15 protein-coding genes are annotated in these 18523 nt (G+C 68.8%); 8 read left to right on the top strand and 7 right to left on the bottom strand.

Annotated features, from left to right (window positions below; genetic code table 11):
• Nucleotides 1–38: 38 nt before the first annotated feature.
• Nucleotides 39–1145, top strand: coding sequence for an acyltransferase family protein (locus tag J7E45_RS05260; RefSeq protein ID WP_215067650.1), 1107 nt, complete (start codon nt 39–41; stop codon nt 1143–1145).
• Nucleotides 1146–1197: 52 nt separating this feature from the next.
• The gene (locus tag J7E45_RS05255; protein ID WP_215067648.1) at nt 1198–2664 is read left to right on the top strand and encodes a hypothetical protein; all 1467 of its coding nucleotides are present in this window, start codon (nt 1198–1200) and stop codon (nt 2662–2664) included.
• 173 nt (nt 2665–2837) lie between these two features.
• Here the strand turns inward: J7E45_RS05255 and J7E45_RS05250 are convergent, their stop codons facing one another.
• From J7E45_RS05250 to J7E45_RS18165, 3 genes are all read right to left on the bottom strand, one after another.
• Nucleotides 2838–3827, bottom strand: coding sequence for a MauE/DoxX family redox-associated membrane protein (locus J7E45_RS05250; RefSeq protein WP_215067647.1), 990 nt, complete (start codon nt 3825–3827; stop codon nt 2838–2840).
• A 150-nt stretch (nt 3828–3977) separates the two neighbouring features.
• Nucleotides 3978–4511, bottom strand: a complete 534-nt coding sequence (locus tag J7E45_RS05245) for a hypothetical protein (RefSeq protein WP_091035106.1) — start codon at nt 4509–4511, stop codon at nt 3978–3980.
• 195 nt (nt 4512–4706) lie between these two features.
• The gene (locus J7E45_RS18165; RefSeq protein WP_215067645.1) at nt 4707–5603 is read right to left on the bottom strand and encodes a helix-turn-helix domain-containing protein; all 897 of its coding nucleotides are present in this window, start codon (nt 5601–5603) and stop codon (nt 4707–4709) included.
• A gap of 364 nt (nt 5604–5967) precedes the next feature.
• Here J7E45_RS18165 and J7E45_RS05235 point away from each other — a divergent pair, with 364 nt between their 5' ends.
• A complete protein-coding gene (locus tag J7E45_RS05235) occupies nt 5968–7053 on the top strand; it encodes a hypothetical protein (protein ID WP_215067643.1) in 1086 nt (361 codons plus the stop codon).
• Nucleotides 7054–7061: 8 nt separating this feature from the next.
• On the opposite strand, the gene J7E45_RS05230 is transcribed toward J7E45_RS05235, so the two are convergent.
• From J7E45_RS05230 to J7E45_RS05215, 4 genes are all read right to left on the bottom strand, one after another.
• Nucleotides 7062–8528 (bottom strand): polysaccharide biosynthesis tyrosine autokinase, encoded by a 1467-nt coding sequence (locus tag J7E45_RS05230; protein ID WP_215067641.1) that lies wholly within the window; start codon nt 8526–8528, stop codon nt 7062–7064.
• 94 nt (nt 8529–8622) lie between these two features.
• Nucleotides 8623–9414 (bottom strand): low molecular weight phosphatase family protein, encoded by a 792-nt coding sequence (locus tag J7E45_RS05225; RefSeq protein WP_308162060.1) that lies wholly within the window; start codon nt 9412–9414, stop codon nt 8623–8625.
• Complete coding sequence (locus tag J7E45_RS05220; RefSeq protein WP_215067639.1) at nt 9411–9881, bottom strand: VanZ family protein; 471 nt, start codon at nt 9879–9881, stop codon at nt 9411–9413. Before J7E45_RS05220 ends, J7E45_RS05225 begins: the two co-directional genes overlap by 4 nt.
• A gap of 35 nt (nt 9882–9916) precedes the next feature.
• Nucleotides 9917–10861, bottom strand: a complete 945-nt coding sequence (locus J7E45_RS05215; RefSeq protein ID WP_029261189.1) for a Ppx/GppA phosphatase family protein — start codon at nt 10859–10861, stop codon at nt 9917–9919.
• A 147-nt stretch (nt 10862–11008) separates the two neighbouring features.
• Here J7E45_RS05215 and J7E45_RS05210 point away from each other — a divergent pair, with 147 nt between their 5' ends.
• The 5 genes from J7E45_RS05210 (at nt 11009) to glmS (ending at nt 18449) form a co-directional block, all read left to right on the top strand.
• The gene (locus J7E45_RS05210) at nt 11009–12496 is read left to right on the top strand and encodes a dicarboxylate/amino acid:cation symporter (protein WP_215067637.1); all 1488 of its coding nucleotides are present in this window, start codon (nt 11009–11011) and stop codon (nt 12494–12496) included.
• The gene (locus J7E45_RS05205; protein ID WP_215067635.1) at nt 12493–13359 is read left to right on the top strand and encodes a fibronectin type III domain-containing protein; all 867 of its coding nucleotides are present in this window, start codon (nt 12493–12495) and stop codon (nt 13357–13359) included. The genes J7E45_RS05210 and J7E45_RS05205 overlap by 4 nt, the downstream gene beginning before the upstream one ends.
• Nucleotides 13360–13399: 40 nt before the next feature.
• Complete coding sequence (locus tag J7E45_RS05200) at nt 13400–15499, top strand: fibronectin type III domain-containing protein (RefSeq protein WP_215067633.1); 2100 nt, start codon at nt 13400–13402, stop codon at nt 15497–15499.
• A gap of 85 nt (nt 15500–15584) precedes the next feature.
• Nucleotides 15585–16538: a type I pantothenate kinase gene (gene coaA, locus J7E45_RS05195; RefSeq protein ID WP_091035079.1), complete on the top strand. Its 954-nt coding sequence runs from the start codon at nt 15585–15587 to the stop codon at nt 16536–16538.
• 63 nt (nt 16539–16601) lie between these two features.
• Nucleotides 16602–18449, top strand: coding sequence for a glutamine--fructose-6-phosphate transaminase (isomerizing) (gene glmS / locus J7E45_RS05190; RefSeq protein WP_091035077.1), 1848 nt, complete (start codon nt 16602–16604; stop codon nt 18447–18449).
• The last annotated feature ends 74 nt before the right edge of the window (nt 18450–18523 follow it).

Below are 18523 nucleotides of genomic sequence, written 5' to 3'. Positions count from 1 at the left end.
GGGTCGCGAGTTCTCGGTAGACCCAATACTGTCAGGACATGCCTCAGAACTCCGCACCCGTCGCGCGTGAAGCGAGCAGCGACCCCGCGGCGATTCCCCAGGGCGGGCGGCTCGTAGTGCCCGACGTTCTCCGAGGGTTCGCGATCGTGGCGATGCTCATCGCGCACGCCGCGCCTTTCATCCCGAACGTCCCCTCCGCGGTGCACTTCCTGAATTCGAACTTCAGCGCTGTGGCGTCGCCGCTCTTCGCGCTCGTGATGGGCATGTCGGCGGAGCTCGTCTGGCGGCGGGGTGGAAAGATCGGCACGACTCTGCTCCACCAGTGCCTCCGCGGTCTCTTCCTCGTCGTGCTCGGCGTCTGGATGGCCACCTGGGGGTCCTGGGTCGCAGTGGTGCTCGCCTACCTCGGGGTGCTGATCATCGTGGGCGCCCCTCTGCTTCTGGCGCGCACTCCGGTAGTCATCGGCATCACCATTCTGCTCTTCGCCATCAGTGAGCCGCTCCTCGAGCTCGCGCGGACGTGGACATGGGTCTACACCGCGCCGGCACCCGTTCGCGACCTCATGGTCTGGACCTTTCTGGGGCCGCAGTATCGCGTGGTCAACCTGCTTCCGATGTTCCTTATCGGCGCGGTCCTCGTCCGACACGGTTTCCGGCGGGATCGACTCCTCTGGGTGCTCGCCGTGGCGGCGCCCCTTGCCTTCATCGCCCGCGGGCTCCTGGAGTACTTCGACATCGTTCGCGCTCAGTCGGGAGACTACGTCGACACGCTTCGCGACTTCGGACTCGTCTTCGTCGTGTACGTCTGCGTCGTACTGGCCGCGACAGTGCAGCGAGCGGGCGCGAAGCGGTTCTGGGGCGCCGTCTTCACCCCCCTCATCGCGTGCGGTCAGGTGGCGCTGTCCCTCTATCTCCTGCATGTCGGACTCATCGCGGCATGGAACACCAGCCACGGCCGCCCCACGGAGAACCTCTGGCTCGGATGGGCCGTGATCGTGCCGGTGATGATCCTCGTCGGATGGCTCTGGTGGCGCTTCGTCGGCACCGGCCCTGTGGAATGGGTCATGGGCTGGCTCACCGGACGCCCCCGCAAGCGCACCGAGCAGGGCGTCGCTGTCGAGTCGATCGGCTTGTCGACTGACTGACCGCACCGGTCGACGAGATGGCCGCACCCGACCGTGACGATATGCTCGTCGGGTGATAGAGAACGATGTCGTCAAGGGATTGGCGCGCACCCTTCTTATCGTCCCCGCAGCGACGATGACCTACGCGATTGTTCTGCACCACGTCTTCGTCACACTCATCCAACCGAAATTCTCGTACGCCGGATACCGCTACACCGAAGCTCCCTTCGAGATCACACTTATTTCCTGGTTTGCGGTAACCGTCGTCGCTTGGTTCCTCCCGCGAGCTCCCCGCCGCCCGTCTACGGTCATTTTGTGGGTGCTGTACGTGGTGGTGGTCTGCCCCGCGATGCTGATGCTTCCTTACCTCGGGCCTATGGGACCCTGGCAAGCCGTCGAGTTCGGTTTCGGGTTGGGCGCATCCTTCACCTTGGCGCTGATAGTCGCGGCGCGGAAGAAGGACCCTGAACCCCTGCCGATCCGCATGACCGCGAACACTTTCTGGATCGTGGTGGGGGGCTTCACCGCCCTCACCTACCTGTACGTCGCGGCGACGACCGGCATCAGCTTGTCTTATCTCCAGCTCGCGGATATCTACGACCAAAGAGCTGACTATCGCGAGGCGATCGCGGAATCGACTGCGCTCGGCTACCTCGTCTCCAACCAGGCCAACGTCGTCAACCCTCTGATTCTCGTCCGCCTCATTCAGCAACGACGTTGGGGCTTCATCCCGTTCGTCGTGCTCGGACAGCTTGTTCTCTACACCGCGACCGGGTTCAAGTCCGTGCTGTTCTCCCTAGTCGCGATCACGCTCATGATCATCCTGTTCAAGCGAAAGCGGCCGCGGATGATCACGCTCCTTTGGGGAGCTTCGGCGCTTCTCCTCGTTTGCTGGTTCATCGATCGGCAGACCGACTCAGTGGCCCTCACGTCACTCTTCGGCCGTCGCTTCCTCTACACCCCGGCTCGTCTTTCCGGGCTTTACTTCGAGTGGTATAGCCACAACCCGCTGTCGATGCTGGCAAATTCCATCCTCGCGCCGTTCATCGACACCGAGTACGAGTTTGGCCCGGCCCGAACTATCGCGATCTACGCCACAGGTTCGTCCGAATCTTCCCTCAATGCCAACATCTTCGCGGCCGGATTCGCAGAGTTCGGATGGGTTGGCCTGCTCGGAGTCGGCGTCCTGCTTGGCATCTACCTGCGTGTGCTTGACCGGGCTGCGGGGCGACTTCCCATCTGGATGGTGGCATCCGTGGTCGTGATGCCCTCCGTCACTATGGCAAACACGGCCCTCCACACCGCGATGCTCTCGCACGGCCTCGTGGCAGCTGTTCTCCTTCTGGCGCTGGTACCCCGCGGGGACCGCGGGCCTGGAGGCGGTCCAACCAAGGACGAGGGGCCGAACGCGCGCCGGAGGGGAAGTGCACAGCCTGGCCATTTCGCGCCCGGTGGCCGCGCACGTGCCGGTCAGAGGGCCGGGACCGGCGAGGTATCCGGTGCCGCGACAAGTGATCGGTCCGAACAGGCGCCTTACTGAGGGGCTAGCCGCGTCACGATCCTGGTGACCAGCGCATCATTGGGGATGTTTGTGAGGCCGCGCAGGCGGTCGACCCCGCCCAAGGCTCCGCGGTCAGACCGTCGACACACGCGAAGTACGCGGAGCCATGCGAGGCTAAGCGGCGCCGAGACGCAGGGCGCCGACATATCGCGTCAGGCGGGGGAGACCTCGACCGCCGCGCGGATGCTGTCGATCAGCACCCGTACTTCGTCGCTGCCGACCGCCAGCGGCCCGGCCTGCGTTCCGTCGGTGCCGATGAGTGCGGCCACGGGGGTCTCCGCTCCGATGCGGAGCGCCGCCGCAACAGAACCGCCGACGTCGAGCGCGAACCGCGTCGAAGCGGGGAGGTCGTGCGGCGGCTCTGTGCTCGCCGCGACGCTCACGGCGCGCTGGATCACATAGACGTCGACAACGGCCGCCAGAGGGGCCTCTGCGGCCTTGAGCGATGCCAGGGCGGTCGCGCACGCATGACACCCGGGCGCGACGAACACCAGGAGGCGAGCGCGGGCTGCCGGGACGAGCACGTCGACGATCTCTGCCGTGGCGGGCAGCAGCACGGCGCCGGCTCCACGGGGGATCTGCGCGTCCGTCCGCCCGGTGGCGTGCGATGCGCGGACCAGGGACCAGACGCCGACGGCGATCAGCAACCCGGAGCCGACCGCGCCCAGCACGAGCGGCGCGGAAGGCCCTGTGAAGAGCGTGACCGGAATCCCGACGGGCTCGGAGACGGCGGCCGCGGTGACGGCCCCCGCCAGTACCGAGGCGGCGATGGCGGTGAGGACCGCGTTGCGCACGATGAGTCGAGGTCCGATCGCGGAGGGGAGCCAGTCGCCGAAGCAGCCGCAGTCATCGGTGGCGCCGAGCCGGTGCGCCCGGGCGACGGCGATCAGGAGGCCGGACGTCAGTAGGAGTGCCGCCGTGGCGAAGCCCACGAAGAGCCAGCTGACGGTTACGAGCAGGCCCACGGCGACAACCGCCTCGACCGCGATCAGCACCCCGGCCGCGGTCTTCGAGTGGCGAACCGGGATGCGCAGGGCAATGAAGGCCGCTTGTCCGCGATCCGCAGAGCGCAGTTTGCCCACGGCGCTCACGGCGAAGACGACGGCGAGGAGGAAGGCAAGCGGAACGAGGAATGCGCTCATGCGTCGATTCTCCCGGATGGGAAAAGCGGACGGATCCTGGAAGGATCCGTCCGCTCGGTGCTGCGCGTCGCCCTGCCGCCACCATCGGCAGTGGCCGGAGCGACGATGGGAGCGTCGGTGCTGGGCCCGGCGCTCCCATCGAGATTTGGCTCAGAGGAGCGAGATGCCGATGTTCGACGAGGTCGAGTTGTTGCCCGTGACCGAGTCGCCCGAGACGGTCGCGGTCATGACCTGCTGGGGGCCGCCGAGCAGCGTGGTGAGAAGCGTGATGTTCAGCAGCGAGTCGAGCGTGGTTCCCAGCCCGATCACGATGTTGCCTCCGGCGGGGATCGACGGGAGGGTCAGCGTGTAGTTGCCGTCCGCGCCTCCGACGGTGACACCGCCGACCGCCGCGATGTTCAGCGACAGCAGGGAGGAGTTGTACTGCACGACGGCCGTGGCACCGGCAGGCGACGCATCGGTGCCACTGTTCGTGATCGTCAGCGTGTTGACCGCGGTGACCGTCGCGAGACCGAGGTTCAGCGAGATCGGGCCGCTGAGCGCGGGAACGAGGTCGTCGTTCACCAGCGACGCGGCCGCGAGCGGCGTGGCGACGGCTGCCGCGATGACGGGGACCGACCATGCCGCGCCCTTGACGATCGTGCGGCGCGAGATGCCCTTGTTCTTCTGGATTTCTTCGGTCACGTGAGTGCCCTCCCTGTTCGATGCAGATGCGGTTTCCCGCTGTGTCGTGAAGAGGCGACACGTTGTCTGCATCCCCCAGGAGCCTCTTCGTGGTCATCAAAGTAGGGAGAGGAAGAGGGGGAGGAAGAGGGTTTCGGTGAACTACGCGCAGGGTGCGCTCAACCTGCGCGATCTGTGCGTTCTGGCGGCGTGGAGCTACGCCCGGCGTGAGGAGCGCAGGGTGCGCGGGGTGGCCTGATAGGTCTCGTCGAGTGCCCGACGCATGCTCATCGGAGAGTGGAATCCGGCACGCTGCGCGATCTGGTCGATGCTCAGCACGTCGTAGCGACTGTCGACGAGTAGCGAGTGGGCCAGCCGTGCACGCTGCCGACGGATCTCCGCCGCGACGCTGTTGCCGGATTCGGAGAAGACGAGCTGCAGCTGCCGCAGCGACGACTGCACCTCGTGCGCGACGCGCGACGGGTTCAGCGACGGGTCACCGCACTGCTGCGAGATCACGGCGATGGCACGCTCGCGCAGCACGGCATGCGGCGAGCCCTGGGCGCTGACCCCGCCGATCCGGTCGAGCAGCACCGCGCCGCACATCTCCATCACCAACTGCTCGATGGCGTACTGCTCGATCGCCGATGCATTGTCGTCGGTGTCGAGCAGGCACCCGACGAACTGCTGCATCGAGGTGTCGAGGAGTCGGCGGTCCGTGAACACGGTCGCGTCGGGAGGCAGCGACGGCACGAACGAGGCGATGGCCGAGCGCGGCACGAGTGCGGCGACGAAGCGCCACTGCCCTGCCCACCGCAACCGGCGTGTGATGCCGTGTGCGGCGACGACGAGACCGCCCTCGGTCTCGACCCAGGGCTCACCCTCTACTCGCGACCAGAGCGCCTGTGCCTCGACGAACGCGAAGACCGAGTGGTCGGGGTACCGGGTCACCGTGTCGACGTGGAGCTCGGAGGTCCCTCCGCCCGTGCTGAGCAGTCGCACACCGCCGGAGGCGCGCTCCCGGGAACGCAGTCCGGGGCGGTCACCGACCCGCCGAACACCATGCTTCGCGAGCTCTCTGTCGTCGATGACCTGAGCGTTTGAGTGACTCACGAGACGTTCCCCCTCAGGGTGCCTGCGAACAACTGCGGCGCCTCTGCGATCGGGGTGCCGAACCTGCTCCCATCAACGCGTCGCGTTGCCGGGTTCGCCATCCCGATGCCTCGATACGGTGGTGTATTGAATACAGATTCAATCATCCGGCCCCTCCTGTCAACACAGATTCTGAATTCGTGTAGTGAGACGACACGAACCTCATCTGCATCCCCCAGGAGCCTCACTGCGAGCCACCGTAGAGCGCCCGCCGGGGAATGTCCGGCGAATGGAAGAAAAGCGCGCAATGTGCGTTGTTCCTGCGCGCAATGTGCTTTCGCCTGCGCGGCTCGCCGAGTCGAAGAACGTGGATAGGCTTGCTGCCATGTCCGATCGCTTCCTCGTCAACGCGGTCGGAGCCGTCATCGAGATCGACGCCTCTCGGCGCGACGAAGACTTCCGCGCACGCACCCTCGTCGCCTGGACAGACGCGCGCTACGAGGGCGATCGAGTCGCCGATGCGGTCGCCGTGGTTCCGGCCGACACGGAGGACGCCGCAGCCCTCTCCGCGCTCTCGACCGACGTCACGATCAAGGCCCTCGCGCACCGCCGACACGACCCGATCTGGATGCTGCACGCCGCCGGACTCGCCGCCGACGACGGTCGCGTCGTGGTGCTCAGCGCGGCATCCGGCACCGGCAAGACGACGGCCGCCCGACACCTCTCGCAGCGCTACGCGTACGTGAGCGACGAGACCATCGGCATCGACGACACCGGTCGCGTGGTGCCCTACCGCAAGCCGCTGTCGATCATCGAACAGGATGCCGTCCCCAAGGCGCAGGTCGCGCTGTCGAGCATCGGCGGCGCGCACGCCCTGCCAGCCGAGCTGCGGGTGGCGAAGATCGTCGTGATCGATCGCTCGCCGGAGGGCCCGGACGTGCCCGAGATCGAACCGCTGGACATCGCGGATGCCCTGGCGCTGCTGGGGCCGCAGACCAGCTATCTCTCCGACGGGCCGGCACCCCTGCAGCGGATCGCTGCGGTGCTCGAAGCCACCGGTGGTGCCGTGCGACTGCGCTACCGGGAGGTGACGGGCATCGACGGGATCATCGATGATCTGCTCGACGTCGAGCCGGCTCCGGTTCGGTCGATCGTCACCCGTACCGCACCCGTGGTCGACGCGTCAGCCGCGGACGCATACCGCCGCGCGGAGACCGTCGACGAGCTGGTGCTCGACGGCCGCATCGCCGTGCTGCGGCGGACGCCGACCGGGGGACAGGTGCACGTCCTCGACGGCATCGGCCCGACGATCTGGACCGCTGCCGCCGGAGGGAGCACGCTCGCTCAGCTCGTCGACGCCGTGGTGACCGTGCACGGAGAGCCCGCAGACGGAGACCCGGCGTCGATCGTGCAGGCGGCCGTGCAGGTGCTCATCGACGATGGTCTCCTGCTGCCGCCGACCCCGCGCTGAGCGGTGCCTCAGACCTGAGCGGTGCCGCGCCGGCGCACGCCGGGTGCTGCTGCCTCGGACTCCGCGCTCTCGCTGTCCGCGCCGTCCTTCGCGTAGCGCTCGTAGGCGCCGTAGTACTCGCGGCCGTAGTACGCCGACTCGGCACCCTTGCGGGGCACACGATTCAGCACCACGCCGAGCACGCGGCCGGTCGTGCGGGTGATGTTGTCGATCGCCCGCTGCAGCATGTCGAAGGTGGTCTTCCCCGACGAGACGACGATCAGCACGCCGTCTGCGTTCGCGGCCAGCACCGCGGCGTCGGTCACCGGCAGCACCGGCGGCGAGTCGAGGATGACGATCGCCGACTTGCTGATCTCCGCCAGGAAGTCGCGCATGCGCTGCGACCCGAGCAGCTCGCTGGGGTTCGGCGGGATGCGCCCGGCGCCGACGACGGCCAGCGGGATGTCGCGGGACGGGCGATGCGCCACATCCTGCAGCTCGGCGCGGCCCGCGAGCACATCGGTGAGGCCGACGTCGTGGGACATCCCGAAGATGTCGGCGATCACCGGGCGACGAAGGTCGCAGTCGATGAGGATGGCCCACTGTCCTGCTGCGGCGAGGCTGGACGCGAGGTTGACCGAGACGGTGGACTTGCCGTCGCCGGGCACCGAGCTCGTGACCACGATCACGCGCGGCGGGTTGTCGACGTCGATGAACTGCAGGTTCGTGCGCAGCTCGCGCATCGACTCGATGAGGTGATGCGACACCCCGTGCTGCGATTCCAGGGAGAAATCGATCACCTGTCGCTCGTCGGCGATCGACTTCTCGAGCGGGAGGGTGCCGATGACGGAGACGCCCGTCTCGCGCTCGATGTCGCGGGGGTGACGCACACGACGGTCGACGGTGTGTCGCACGAACGCGTAGATGAGACCGAGGGCGAGACCGGCGAGAGCGCCGATGATCACGTTCAGCCGCGTGTTCGGCGACGACGGGGTGCTGGGAAGGCGTGCGGAGTCACCGACGATGAGGGAGATCGCCGCCGGCGTCTCCGCCGTGCCGCCCTCGAGCTTCTCGATCTCGATCGCCATGCCGTCGAGCCAGGCCTGTGCCAGCGCCTGCGCCGACTCGGGCGTCGGCCCGGTGGCCGTGACCTTCAGCGCGGTGGTGTCGACGGGGTTCGTCACGGTGACCCGGTTGACCAGCACGTCGGGGGAGGCGTCGATGTCGAGTTCGTCGATCGCGTGCTCGGCGACCGCCCGCCAGGAACCGAGATTGAGGTAGGACTTGACCCTGCTCTGAGCGAGCTGGTTGCCCACGAGCGCGGAACCGCTCGTGCCGTCGCCGCCCACGGCCGTCACGATGCCTGTCGTGTCGGCCGAGTACACCCGCGGCTGCAGGGAACTCCAGCCGAACGCCAGGGCCGCACCCACCAGCGTGGCCGCGACGATGACGATCCAATGCGCGCGCAGAATGCGCGCGTAGTCTCTCAGTTCCAACTCTTCATCCCCTCGCACATCCCGCGGGGAGGTCGGGATGCAGACATGAGAATGAGCATACGGCGAACACCCCTCCGCCGGAGGCGCACGCGGCTCACGTGAGGGCGGCGCGCACGATTCGTTCGACCTCGACCAGCGCGGGAGTCAGCTCCGCCGCCGACCGGGCATAGGTCTCACGCGACCGACGGTAGGGGTCGATCACATCGTCGTCATCCCCGGAGGAGGCGGTGACGCCGCGCTGATCGTTGACCGCACGCAGCACGGCGGCGAACCGATCGTGGGAGGACGAGCCGGCCGCGTCGGCTGCAGCGCGGGCGTCGTCGGTGCTCAACGTCGAGGCGAGGCGCGCGAACTCGCGGACCGTGAAGGTGCGACGCAGCCGGTTCGGCATCATCTTGACCACGTGCGACCGATGCTCGCGCGCCATGGTGAGGACGAGGTCGGCGTCTTCGAGAAGCGGCTCGACCAGGTAGCGGGCCAGGTGGGCGGATGCTGTCGCGGGATCGACGCCCGCCTGCGCGGCCAGCTCGAGCGCCGGCTCGGGCATGCCGTGACCCACCAGCGCATGAGTGCCCGCGCTGTGGACCCGCACGCCGAGCGGTTCGAGGTCGGCCCGCAGCATGACCTCGGCCAGCGGCGACCGGCAGATGTTGCCGGTGCACACGGTGAGGATCGTGAGCCGCGACGAAGGGGTGTCCGACTCCGGGGCGCCCAGGATGGCGTCGAGGAGTGCGGCATCCTCCGCGGGGGCGGGCGGAGTCGACGGGGCGGAAGCGGAGAGGATGGGAGCGGGCGGCGTTTCGGGGGCGGTGGCGGAATTCTGCTTCTCGCGCCATTCCCGGCGGCTCATGCCGGCCGGCGGTCCATCGTCGTGCTGCGGGTTCACGCCACCAGCCTAGGGCTCCGTGCGGGACGCGACGGCAGCATCAGGATGAGCAGCACCGCGATCACCCCGCCTACGAGCGTTCCGAGACTGTTGGCGATCACATCGGAGATCGTGGGAAAACGCGAGGGCATGAGCCCCTGGACCGATTCGATCAGCCCGCTCATCAGGGCGCCGATCAGCACCACCTGCCACAGCCGCAGGCGCGACCAGGCGAACGGCAGCAGGAAACCCACCGGGACGAAGAGGGCGACGTTCGCCAGGAACTCGAACACCACGGCGCTCTGGTAGTAGGGAGCGATGCCGGCGTCGGACACCCACCGGGCCATCACTCCGACCAGACCGGTGACCTTCGCCGAGACGTTCGCCGGCAGCCACACCGTGAAGCCGATGAAGAGCAGGTAGCCGACGAGTGCGACCCGCGCCGTCGCAGCCCCGGCGCGGACGGGGGCAGCGGTGGCGGAGGACATCCCGTCATGGTATCCGCGGCGCCCCGGTGCGACTCTCAGCTTCGGGCGTCGCTCCAGCTCAGCTGCTCGATGTAGCGCAGCAGCACACCCTCACGCAGCGCCCACGGCGACACCTCGAGCTCCTCCACCTTCAGCGCCGTCATCGCGGCGTGCAGCGACACCGCCGCAGCCACGATCTGGAACGTACGGTCCGGGGTGATGCCGGGGAGCTCCTGCCGGGCCGACGCGGGCAGCCGCGCCAGCCGCGGGATCCACGAGCCGAGCGAGGCCCGGGGGAGCAGCATCCGTTCGGTCCCCGACCATCCGGGGGCCGGATAACCGACCAGACGTGCCAGCGAGCGGATGGCCTTCGACGAGCCGACGACGTGGTCGGGTCGGGGGAGCGCGGCGAACTGCGGCAGGACCGTGGCGAGCGTTTCGGCGGCGTGCGTGCGCAGCTTCTCGACATCGGCCTCGCCGGGCGGGTCGTTCGGCAGGAACTGCACGGTCATGCGTCCGGCGCCGAGGGGGACGGATGCCGCGGCATCGGGCAGCTCCTCCGCACCCGCGGCGATCTCCAGCGAGCCTCCGCCGATGTCGAGGAGCAGCAGCTGCCCCGCCGACCAGCCGAACCAGCGCCGCACGGCGAGGAACGTCAGCTCGGCCTCGGTCTCGCCGTCGAGCACCTGCAGCGGCTGCCCGAGAGCCGCCTCGATGCGCGCGATCACGTCGGCTCCGTTGCGCGCATCGCGCACTGCACTCGTGGCCGTCGCGAGCAGCGCATCGACCCGTTCCGTCTCGGCGACGCGACGGGCCTGGGCGACCGCGGCCTCGAGCGCGACCACGCCCTCTTCCGAGATCGCGCCGTCGGGCGTGAGGTAGCGCATGAGGCGCAGCACCGTCCTGTCGCTCGTCGTCGCGAGCGGACGTCCACCGGGGCGGACGTCGGCCGCCAGCATGTGGACGGTGTTGGATCCGATGTCGAGGACTCCCAGGCGCACGGGAAGAGACTACTCGCGCCCGGAGCCGCCATCGCGCTCGTATCGTACGGCCGACCTCGGAAACAGGGCACGGACACGGTTCGTCACACATGGCAACAGATCGACCCGCCCGAAAGGCGACTCACAGCAGATCGATAATCTCGCGCCATGCCCGATAGCGCCGTCCTCCTGCCCATCGCAGCGCTCACCGTCACCCTCGTCGCGTTCGTCGGCATCGCGTTGCTTCGTCGCCGCGGCGCGGGATTCACCTCGCTCGTCCTGATCGCCCTGGGCGTCGGCATCGGGATCGGCATCGGGTTCCGCGACGGCCTCGAGTTCGTCGCCGTTCTGGGGGACCTCTACGTGCAGGTGATCACGGCGATCGTGGCTCCGCTGATCTTCATCTCGATCCTGTCCAGCGTCACCTCGCTGGGATCGGCCGTGAAGCTGCGCACGATCGGGTTGTCGAGCGCCTTCTGGCTGCTCCTCACCAACGCGATCGCCATCGTCCTCACACTCGCCATCGCGCTGAGCGTCGGACTCGGCCAGGGAGTGCAGCTCGATCTGCAGGAGGGCAGCGGCGACACTCTGACCGGGCTGATCAAGCCGCTCGACGAGGTGCTGCTCGGACTCTTTCCCTCGAACATCGCCGGCGACTTCGTCAGCAACAACATCACCGGCATCATCCTGTTCGCCCTGCTCTTCGCCGTCGCCTACCTGGTCGCCAACCGGAGCGACGACCCGAACCTGCGTTCGTTCAAGAGCGTGATCGACGGCACCAAGAAGGTCATCATGACCGCGGTGGGCTTCATCATCGAGCTCACTCCGTATGCGGTCCTCGCCCTCGTCGCCACGACGACGGCCACCGCCGTCACGCGCATCGAGACCGTGCTGGCGCTGGCGCTCGTTCTGGTGCTGGCACTCGGGATCGCGTTCATCGACGCCTACGTCGTGAACGGCGTGCTGCTGCGAGTCTTCGCCGACGTGAACCCGATCCGGTGGTTCCGCCTCCTCACCCCCGCCCAGTACACGGCGTTCACGACCCAGTCGAGTGTGGGGACGCTTCCGCTGACCATCCCCACCCTCACCCGCAAGGTCGGCGTGCCCGAGGACGTGGCCGCGTTCACCGCACCGATCGGCACGACCATCGGGATGCCCGGGTGCGCGGGCATCTGGCCGATCATCGTCGCGGTCTTCTCGATCAACGTCCTCGGCATCGAGTACTCGGTGTGGGACTACGTCGCCCTCGCACTCCTCTGCCTGCTGGTCTCGATCGGCACCGCCGGGGTCCCGGGCACCGCCATCATCACCGCCACCGCGGTGCTCAGCGCCTCCGGTCTTCCCATCGAGGTGCTGGTCGTCCTCATCCCGATCAGCGCGGTCGCCGGGACCGCATCGACGATGGCCAACGTCACCGCGGCGGCCACGGCGGCGACCATCGTGGCACGCCGCCTGGGTGTGCTCGACGACGCCGTCTTCCGCGGCGAACGGCCGCCCGTCGAGGCTCCGGCAGAGCCCGCATCGCGGCGGGAGCGTCGACGTGCGCAGACCGGCCCGACACCCGTCGTCTCCGACCTCGGCATCCCCGCCGACCTCCCCCTCGGGCAGTGCGAGCTGCCCGCCGCCCGTCCGATCCACGAGAGAGTCTCCCGATGAAATCCGTCCGCCGTTCCCGCGTACTGTCCGCCCTCGCGGTCTCCGCCGCCTTCCTGCTCGCCCCGATCGCGATCCCGACCGCTGCGCACGCCGCGGGCGACGTCTGCGACCTGTGCTCGATCAACTTCGACCTGGGAGCCTGCGAGGGCCTCGGCGGCTACCCGTACGACTCCACGGTGGAGGCGCCCCCAGCGGCAGTCTCCGGCGGTGGCGGCGCGCCCAAGCCCGCGCCGGCTCCCGCTCCCGCGCCCAAGCCGGCCCCGGCCCCCGCTCCGGCGCCCAAGCCCGCGCAGCCACCCGCGACGGGCAACGACAAGCCGGCGGCCGGTACATCGAACTCCACGACCACGAACACGAGCACGACCCCGGAGAAGGCGGCGGTCGCGGCCACGGTTCCGACGGCTCCGAGCGGCCTCTCCCACGAGATCGACGGCACGACGCTCTCGCTCGCCTGGACGGCTCCGGCCGACGGCGGCTCCGCGCTCACCGGCTACAAGCTGGTCCTGAACGAGGGCACGCCGATCGCCCTTCCGGCAGATGCCACCGAGTACGAGATCGAACTCGGTGAGGGCACGTACGACCTCACGCTGATCGCGACGAACGCCGTGGGCGACTCTCCGGCGTCCGAGTCGATCGCGGGCGTGGAGATCGCCGGCGAGGAGACGGAGACGGCGAAGACCGCTGCGACCGTCACGACCGAAGCGCCCGTGGAAGCCGGGATCCCCCTGGCGGCGCCGCTGACGCTCGGCGGCATCGTCGTCGTCGCCGGCGGGCTGCTCACCTGGTGGTGGCTGCGTCGTCGCTCCAGCGCGACAGCGACCGTCCCGTCCGCGGCATCCGACGACGGCACCCCCATCCTCTGACCCGATCACGCACACGCACCGAGAACAGGAAACCTTCATCATGTCCAGAACAGCACGAGGCAGACGTCTCGCCGCGGGGTCCGTCATCGCGGCGCTCGTCGCGGGCGGAGCCGCGGGTCTCACGGCCCTCCCGGCAGCAGCCGCCCCGGTCCCCACCCCGACGTTCGACTACTTCGCCGACACCGTCCCGGGCCTCCGCGCCGGCTCGGTTTTCGAGTCCGTGACGTTCGAGCGGTTCGAGAGCCTTCTCAACAGCGACGGCACCTACGCGTTCCTCCTCGGCGGTCCGAGCGATCCGACCACCGTCGCCACCGCGGCGCAGATCGACCAGGTCGCTCAGCAGTACGGCGTCGACGCGATCTACACGTTCGATCCGCTGCTGGACGGCGCCTCCGTCGACATCCGGACGTTCGTCACGGGGGTCGCCGGCGAGGCCGCGGGCGCGCTCTACACGCGCCTCGTCGACGGGTACCTGAACAAGGACACGACCCCCGAGTTCGGCGCAGGCACCGACCCCTACCTCTTCGTCTACGACGGCGACCGCCGCGTGGAGGGCGTCGAGGACCGCATCGTCTCGTCGCTCGGCGGCAGTGAGGACACCACCTCGGCGGCGACGGACGGGTACCGCCAGAAGGTGGCATCGGTGTTCGAGGCCGTCGCCGTGAACGGCCATGCGACGCTGGACACCCAGTCGCAGTACGAGTTCTTCTCGACCGCGGTCAACTCCCGCCACCGTGCGGCGTACAGCACCAACCTCACCGCGTACGGCGAGACCATCTTCACGGACGCCGACGCCGATGACTTCGTGCTGCAGTCGATCACGTACCCCGAGCTCGTGGACCTGCTCGAGTCGGACGGGGAGCACACGATCCTGTTCGGCGGCACCTGGTGCCACAACACCCGCGCCGTGATCCGCGACGTGAACCACAAGGCCGCGGAGTCCGGCGTGCAGACCGTGTACGTGTTCGACCTGCGCCTCGACGGCTGGAGCGGGGCGAACGCTCACATCCGCGACTCCAACTCGTCGATCGCGCACCTCTACGGCGACCTGGTGCAGAAGCACCTCCCGAACCTGCAGACCCAGTACGTCCTGAACGGCAGCGCCGGCCAGCGGGTCGAGTACCACCCGGGCGGCGACACCGCGGCGGACAAGGTGGCAGCCCGCAAGCTGCAGGTTCCGTACCTCTTCGACTACGACGGCTCCGCCACGGCCGCCCCCATCACGAAGAACTGGATCCAGGACAACGGTGAGGCGGGCTTCCGCGAGTACATGACCGAGTGGTGGTGGATCTCCGACCTGCAGGGTCCCGCGAAGCGGCCGAACCAGACCGATGAGCAGTACGAGGCCGGTCGCCTCACGAACCTCGCGTTCGCCGACGAGGCGCTCGCGAAGCTCGATCAGTTCTTCGGACTCGGGGTCGAGCCCGTGGTGACCGCTCCCGCGGCGCCGTCGGCTCCGACGGTGACCGCCGTGGGCGATGCCGTCACGGTCAGCTGGGCCGCCCCGGCATCCGACGGCGGATCGCCGCTCACCGGATACTCCGTCACGCTCGGTGCCACCACCGTCGACATCGCGGTGGGCGTCACCAGCCACACCTTCACCGGGGTCCCGGTGGGCACCCACTCGGCGTCGGTGACGGCGCGGAACGAGATCGGGAGCTCGCCCGCTTCCGCCACCGCCTCCGTCACCGTGGGCGGCGACCAGCCCGGCGGCGGTGAGCCGGGCGGCGGCGAGGGGGAGCTTCCCGCAACGGGTGACGCCTCGGTCACCGTGACGGGCGATCTGCGTCCCGGCGGCGAGATCAGGGTCGAGGGTGAAGGGGTCGACCCCGACTCCGACGCCGTGCGCATCGAGCTGCACTCCACGCCCACGGTGCTCGGCAGCACGACCGCCGCGGCCGACGGCACGTTCGCGTTGAACGCCACGATCCCGGCATCCGTCCCGGCCGGTGGCCACGCGGTCGTCGTGTTCGTCGACGGCGTCGAGGTGGCTCGCACCTCCGTGACGCTGGCCGCCTCGGGCCTGGCGAACACGGGAGCTGATGCCGGGCTGCTGATCGCCGGCGGCGTGACCGCCCTGGTCCTGCTCGGCGCCGGCGGTCTGCTGGTGGCTCGCCGTCGAGCGGCGTCGGCATCCTGACGCACGCACGTCGCATCCGGACGCCCCTTCCCTCCCACGGGGGAAGGGGCGTCCGGCGCATCCCGCGTGCGAGCACGCGGATACGATGTACTCCGTGACCACCGTCGACCCCACGCTGCCGCTTTCGCCCTATCGGGAGATCGGCCGCGCGGAATGGGCCCGGCTCGCCGCCGGACTCGAGCAGCCCCTCACCGAGACCGAGGTCGTGGAGCTGCGCGGCATCGGCGACCGGCTCTCCCTCACCGAGGTGCGCGAGGTCTACCTGCCGCTGAGTCGCCTGCTCAGCCTCTACGCGACCGCCACCAAGCGTCTGGGGGCGGCCACGTCGTCGTTCCTCCAGGAGGACGACACCACCACCCCGTTCGTCGTCGGCGTCGCCGGATCGGTCGCGGTCGGCAAGTCGACCATCGCGCGCCTGCTGCGCGAGCTCATGAGCCGTTGGCCCGGCACTCCGCGCGTCGAGCTGGTGACCACCGACGGCTTCCTCTACCCGAACGCCGAACTCGAGCGCCGCGGGATCATGGACCGCAAGGGCTTCCCGGAGTCGTACGACCGCCGCGCGCTGATCGAGTTCCTCACGAACGTGAAGAGCGGCGCCACCGAGGTGCGCGCTCCCTTCTATTCGCACATGCGGTACGACATCGTGCCGGACGCCAACGTCGTCGTGCGTCGTCCCGACGTGGTCATCGTCGAGGGCCTCAACGTCTTGCAGCCGCCGCCCGCGCCGAACGACGTCGCCGTGAGCGACCTCTTCGACTTCTCGATCTTCGTCGACGCCGACACCTCGCACATCGAGAAGTGGTACGTCGACCGCTTCCTCGCCCTCCGCCAGGCCGCGTTCGCCAACCCGTCGTCCTACTTCAACGTGTTCGCACACCTCACGGACGAGGAGGCGATCACCACTGCGCTCGGATACTGGAATGAGATCAACATGCCCAACCTCGTCGAGAACGTGATGCCGACGCGGCACCGTGCGCGACTGGTCCTGCGCAAGGGCGCGGATCACGACGTGGAGACCGTGCTGCTGCGCAAACTCTGAGCGCCGTTCGGGGCGAGAGAATGTACGGACGACTCGCAAAAAACCCGCCTTACTCTTGATCGCATGTGTGGAATCGTCGGATACGTGGGCCCGCGCCCCAGCCAGGACATCCTTCTCGCCGGTCTTGCCCGCCTCGAGTACCGCGGCTATGACTCCGCGGGCGTCGCCGTGATCGACGGCGAAGGCTCGCTCGGCATGCGCAAGAAGGCGGGCAAGCTCGCCATGCTGCGCGACTCGCTCGCCGACGCGCCGCTGCCAGACGGGTCGACCGGCATCGGTCACACCCGCTGGGCGACGCACGGCGGACCGACCGACGTCAACGCGCACCCGCACCTGGCCGACGACGACAAGCTCGCGGTGATCCACAACGGCATCATCGAGAACTTCTCGGCCCTGCGTGAGGAACTGCTCGCCGATGGCGTGGTGTTCCGCAGCGAGACCGACACCGAGGTCGCAGCCGCCCTGCTCGGGCGGGAGTACGCCGGCAACGGTGGCGACCTGCAGCTGGCCTTCCGCAGCATCGTGAACCGCCTCGAGGGCGCATTCACCCTGCTGGCTATGCACCAGGACCACCCCGGTCTCGTGGTCGGCGCTCGCCGCAACTCGCCCCTGGTGATCGGACTCGGCGAGGGCGAGAACTTCCTCGGCTCCGACGTCGCCGCCTTCATCGAATACACCCGCAAGGCGCTGTCGATCGGACAGGACCAGATCGTCTCGATCACGCCGGAGGCCGTCACGGTCACCGACTTCGCCGGAACGCCCGTCGAGGCCGAGCCGTTCGACGTGTCGTGGGACGCCGCCGCCGCCGAGAAGGGCGGATGGTCGAGCTTCATGGCCAAAGAGGTCTCCGAGCAGCCCGAGGCCGTCGCGAACACGATCCGCGGTCGCATCCAGGACGGCCAGGTCGTCATCCCCGAGCTCGACGGACTCGACGAGCTCTTCATCGGCATCAACCGCATCATCATCACCGCCTGCGGCACCGCGTCCTATGCGGCGCTCGTCGGCAAGTACGCGATCGAGCAGTGGGCGCGCGTCGCGGTCGACGTCGAGCTCGCGCACGAGTTCCGCTACCGCGACCCGGTGATCGGCGCCGACACCCTCGTCGTCTCGATCAGCCAGTCCGGCGAGACCATGGACACGCTGATGGCCGTGAAGTACGCCCGCGAGCGCGGCGCACGCACGCTGTCGGTCTGCAACACGCAGGGCGCCACGATCCCGCGCGAGTCGGATGCCGTCGTCTACACCCACGCCGGCCCCGAGGTCGCCGTCGCGTCGACCAAGGCGTTCTCGGCACAGATCACCGCACTGCTGCTGCTCGGCCTGCACATGGGCCGCGTACGCGGAGCGATCGCCGACGCGTCGACCGACGTCGCCGAGCTCGCCGCTCTCCCGGAGAAGATCGCGAAGGTCCTCGAGAGCGAGCAGGAGCACGTCACCCAGCTGGCCGGCTGGATGGCCGACACCCGCTCGGTGCTGTTCCTCGGTCGCCACGTGGGCTACCCGATCGCGCTCGAGGGCGCGCTCAAGCTCAAGGAGATCTCGTACATCCACGCCGAGGGCTTCGCCGCCGGCGAGCTCAAGCACGGGCCGATCGCGCTCATCGAGCCGGGACAGCCGGTGTTCGTGCTGGTGCCGTCGCCGCGTCACTCCGCGCTCGTGCACTCGAAGGTCGTCTCGAACATCCAGGAGATCCGCGCCCGCGGCGCCCGGGTGATCGTGATCGCCGAAGAGGGCGACGCGGCCGTGCTGCCGTTCGCCGACGAGGTCATCCACATCCCGCTGGCCGGTGCGATGTTCGAGCCGCTGCTCGCCGTCGTCCCGCTGCAGATCTTCGCGATGGCGCTCGCCACCGCCAAGGGACTCGACGTCGACCAGCCCCGCAACCTCGCGAAGTCGGTCACGGTCGAGTAAGCCCGTCTTCGAATCGCGCGAATGGCCTTGTTTCCACGGAAGCGAGGCCATTCGCACGATTCCACCGGGATGCA

This window comes from Microbacterium sp. ISL-59 (assembly GCF_018613945.1).
GTDB lineage: Bacteria > Actinomycetota > Actinomycetes > Actinomycetales > Microbacteriaceae > Microbacterium > Microbacterium oxydans_B.
This window is presented reverse-complemented; position numbering and strand designations above follow the sequence as displayed.

Coding starts and splice junctions, on each gene's coding strand:
- J7E45_RS05205 (WP_215067635.1), top strand. CDS start 12,493: ATGAAATCCGTCCGCCGTTCCCGCGTACTGTCCGCCCTCGCGGTCTCC.
- J7E45_RS05210 (WP_215067637.1), top strand. CDS start 11,009: ATGCCCGATAGCGCCGTCCTCCTGCCCATCGCAGCGCTCACCGTCACC.
- glmS (WP_091035077.1), top strand. CDS start 16,602: ATGTGTGGAATCGTCGGATACGTGGGCCCGCGCCCCAGCCAGGACATC.
- coaA (WP_091035079.1), top strand. CDS start 15,585: ATGTACTCCGTGACCACCGTCGACCCCACGCTGCCGCTTTCGCCCTAT.
- J7E45_RS05200 (WP_215067633.1), top strand. CDS start 13,400: ATGTCCAGAACAGCACGAGGCAGACGTCTCGCCGCGGGGTCCGTCATC.
- J7E45_RS05235 (WP_215067643.1), top strand. CDS start 5,968: ATGTCCGATCGCTTCCTCGTCAACGCGGTCGGAGCCGTCATCGAGATC.
- J7E45_RS05220 (WP_215067639.1), bottom strand. CDS start 9,881: ATGTCCTCCGCCACCGCTGCCCCCGTCCGCGCCGGGGCTGCGACGGCG.
- J7E45_RS05250 (WP_215067647.1), bottom strand. CDS start 3,827: ATGAGCGCATTCCTCGTTCCGCTTGCCTTCCTCCTCGCCGTCGTCTTC.
- J7E45_RS05260 (WP_215067650.1), top strand. CDS start 39: ATGCCTCAGAACTCCGCACCCGTCGCGCGTGAAGCGAGCAGCGACCCC.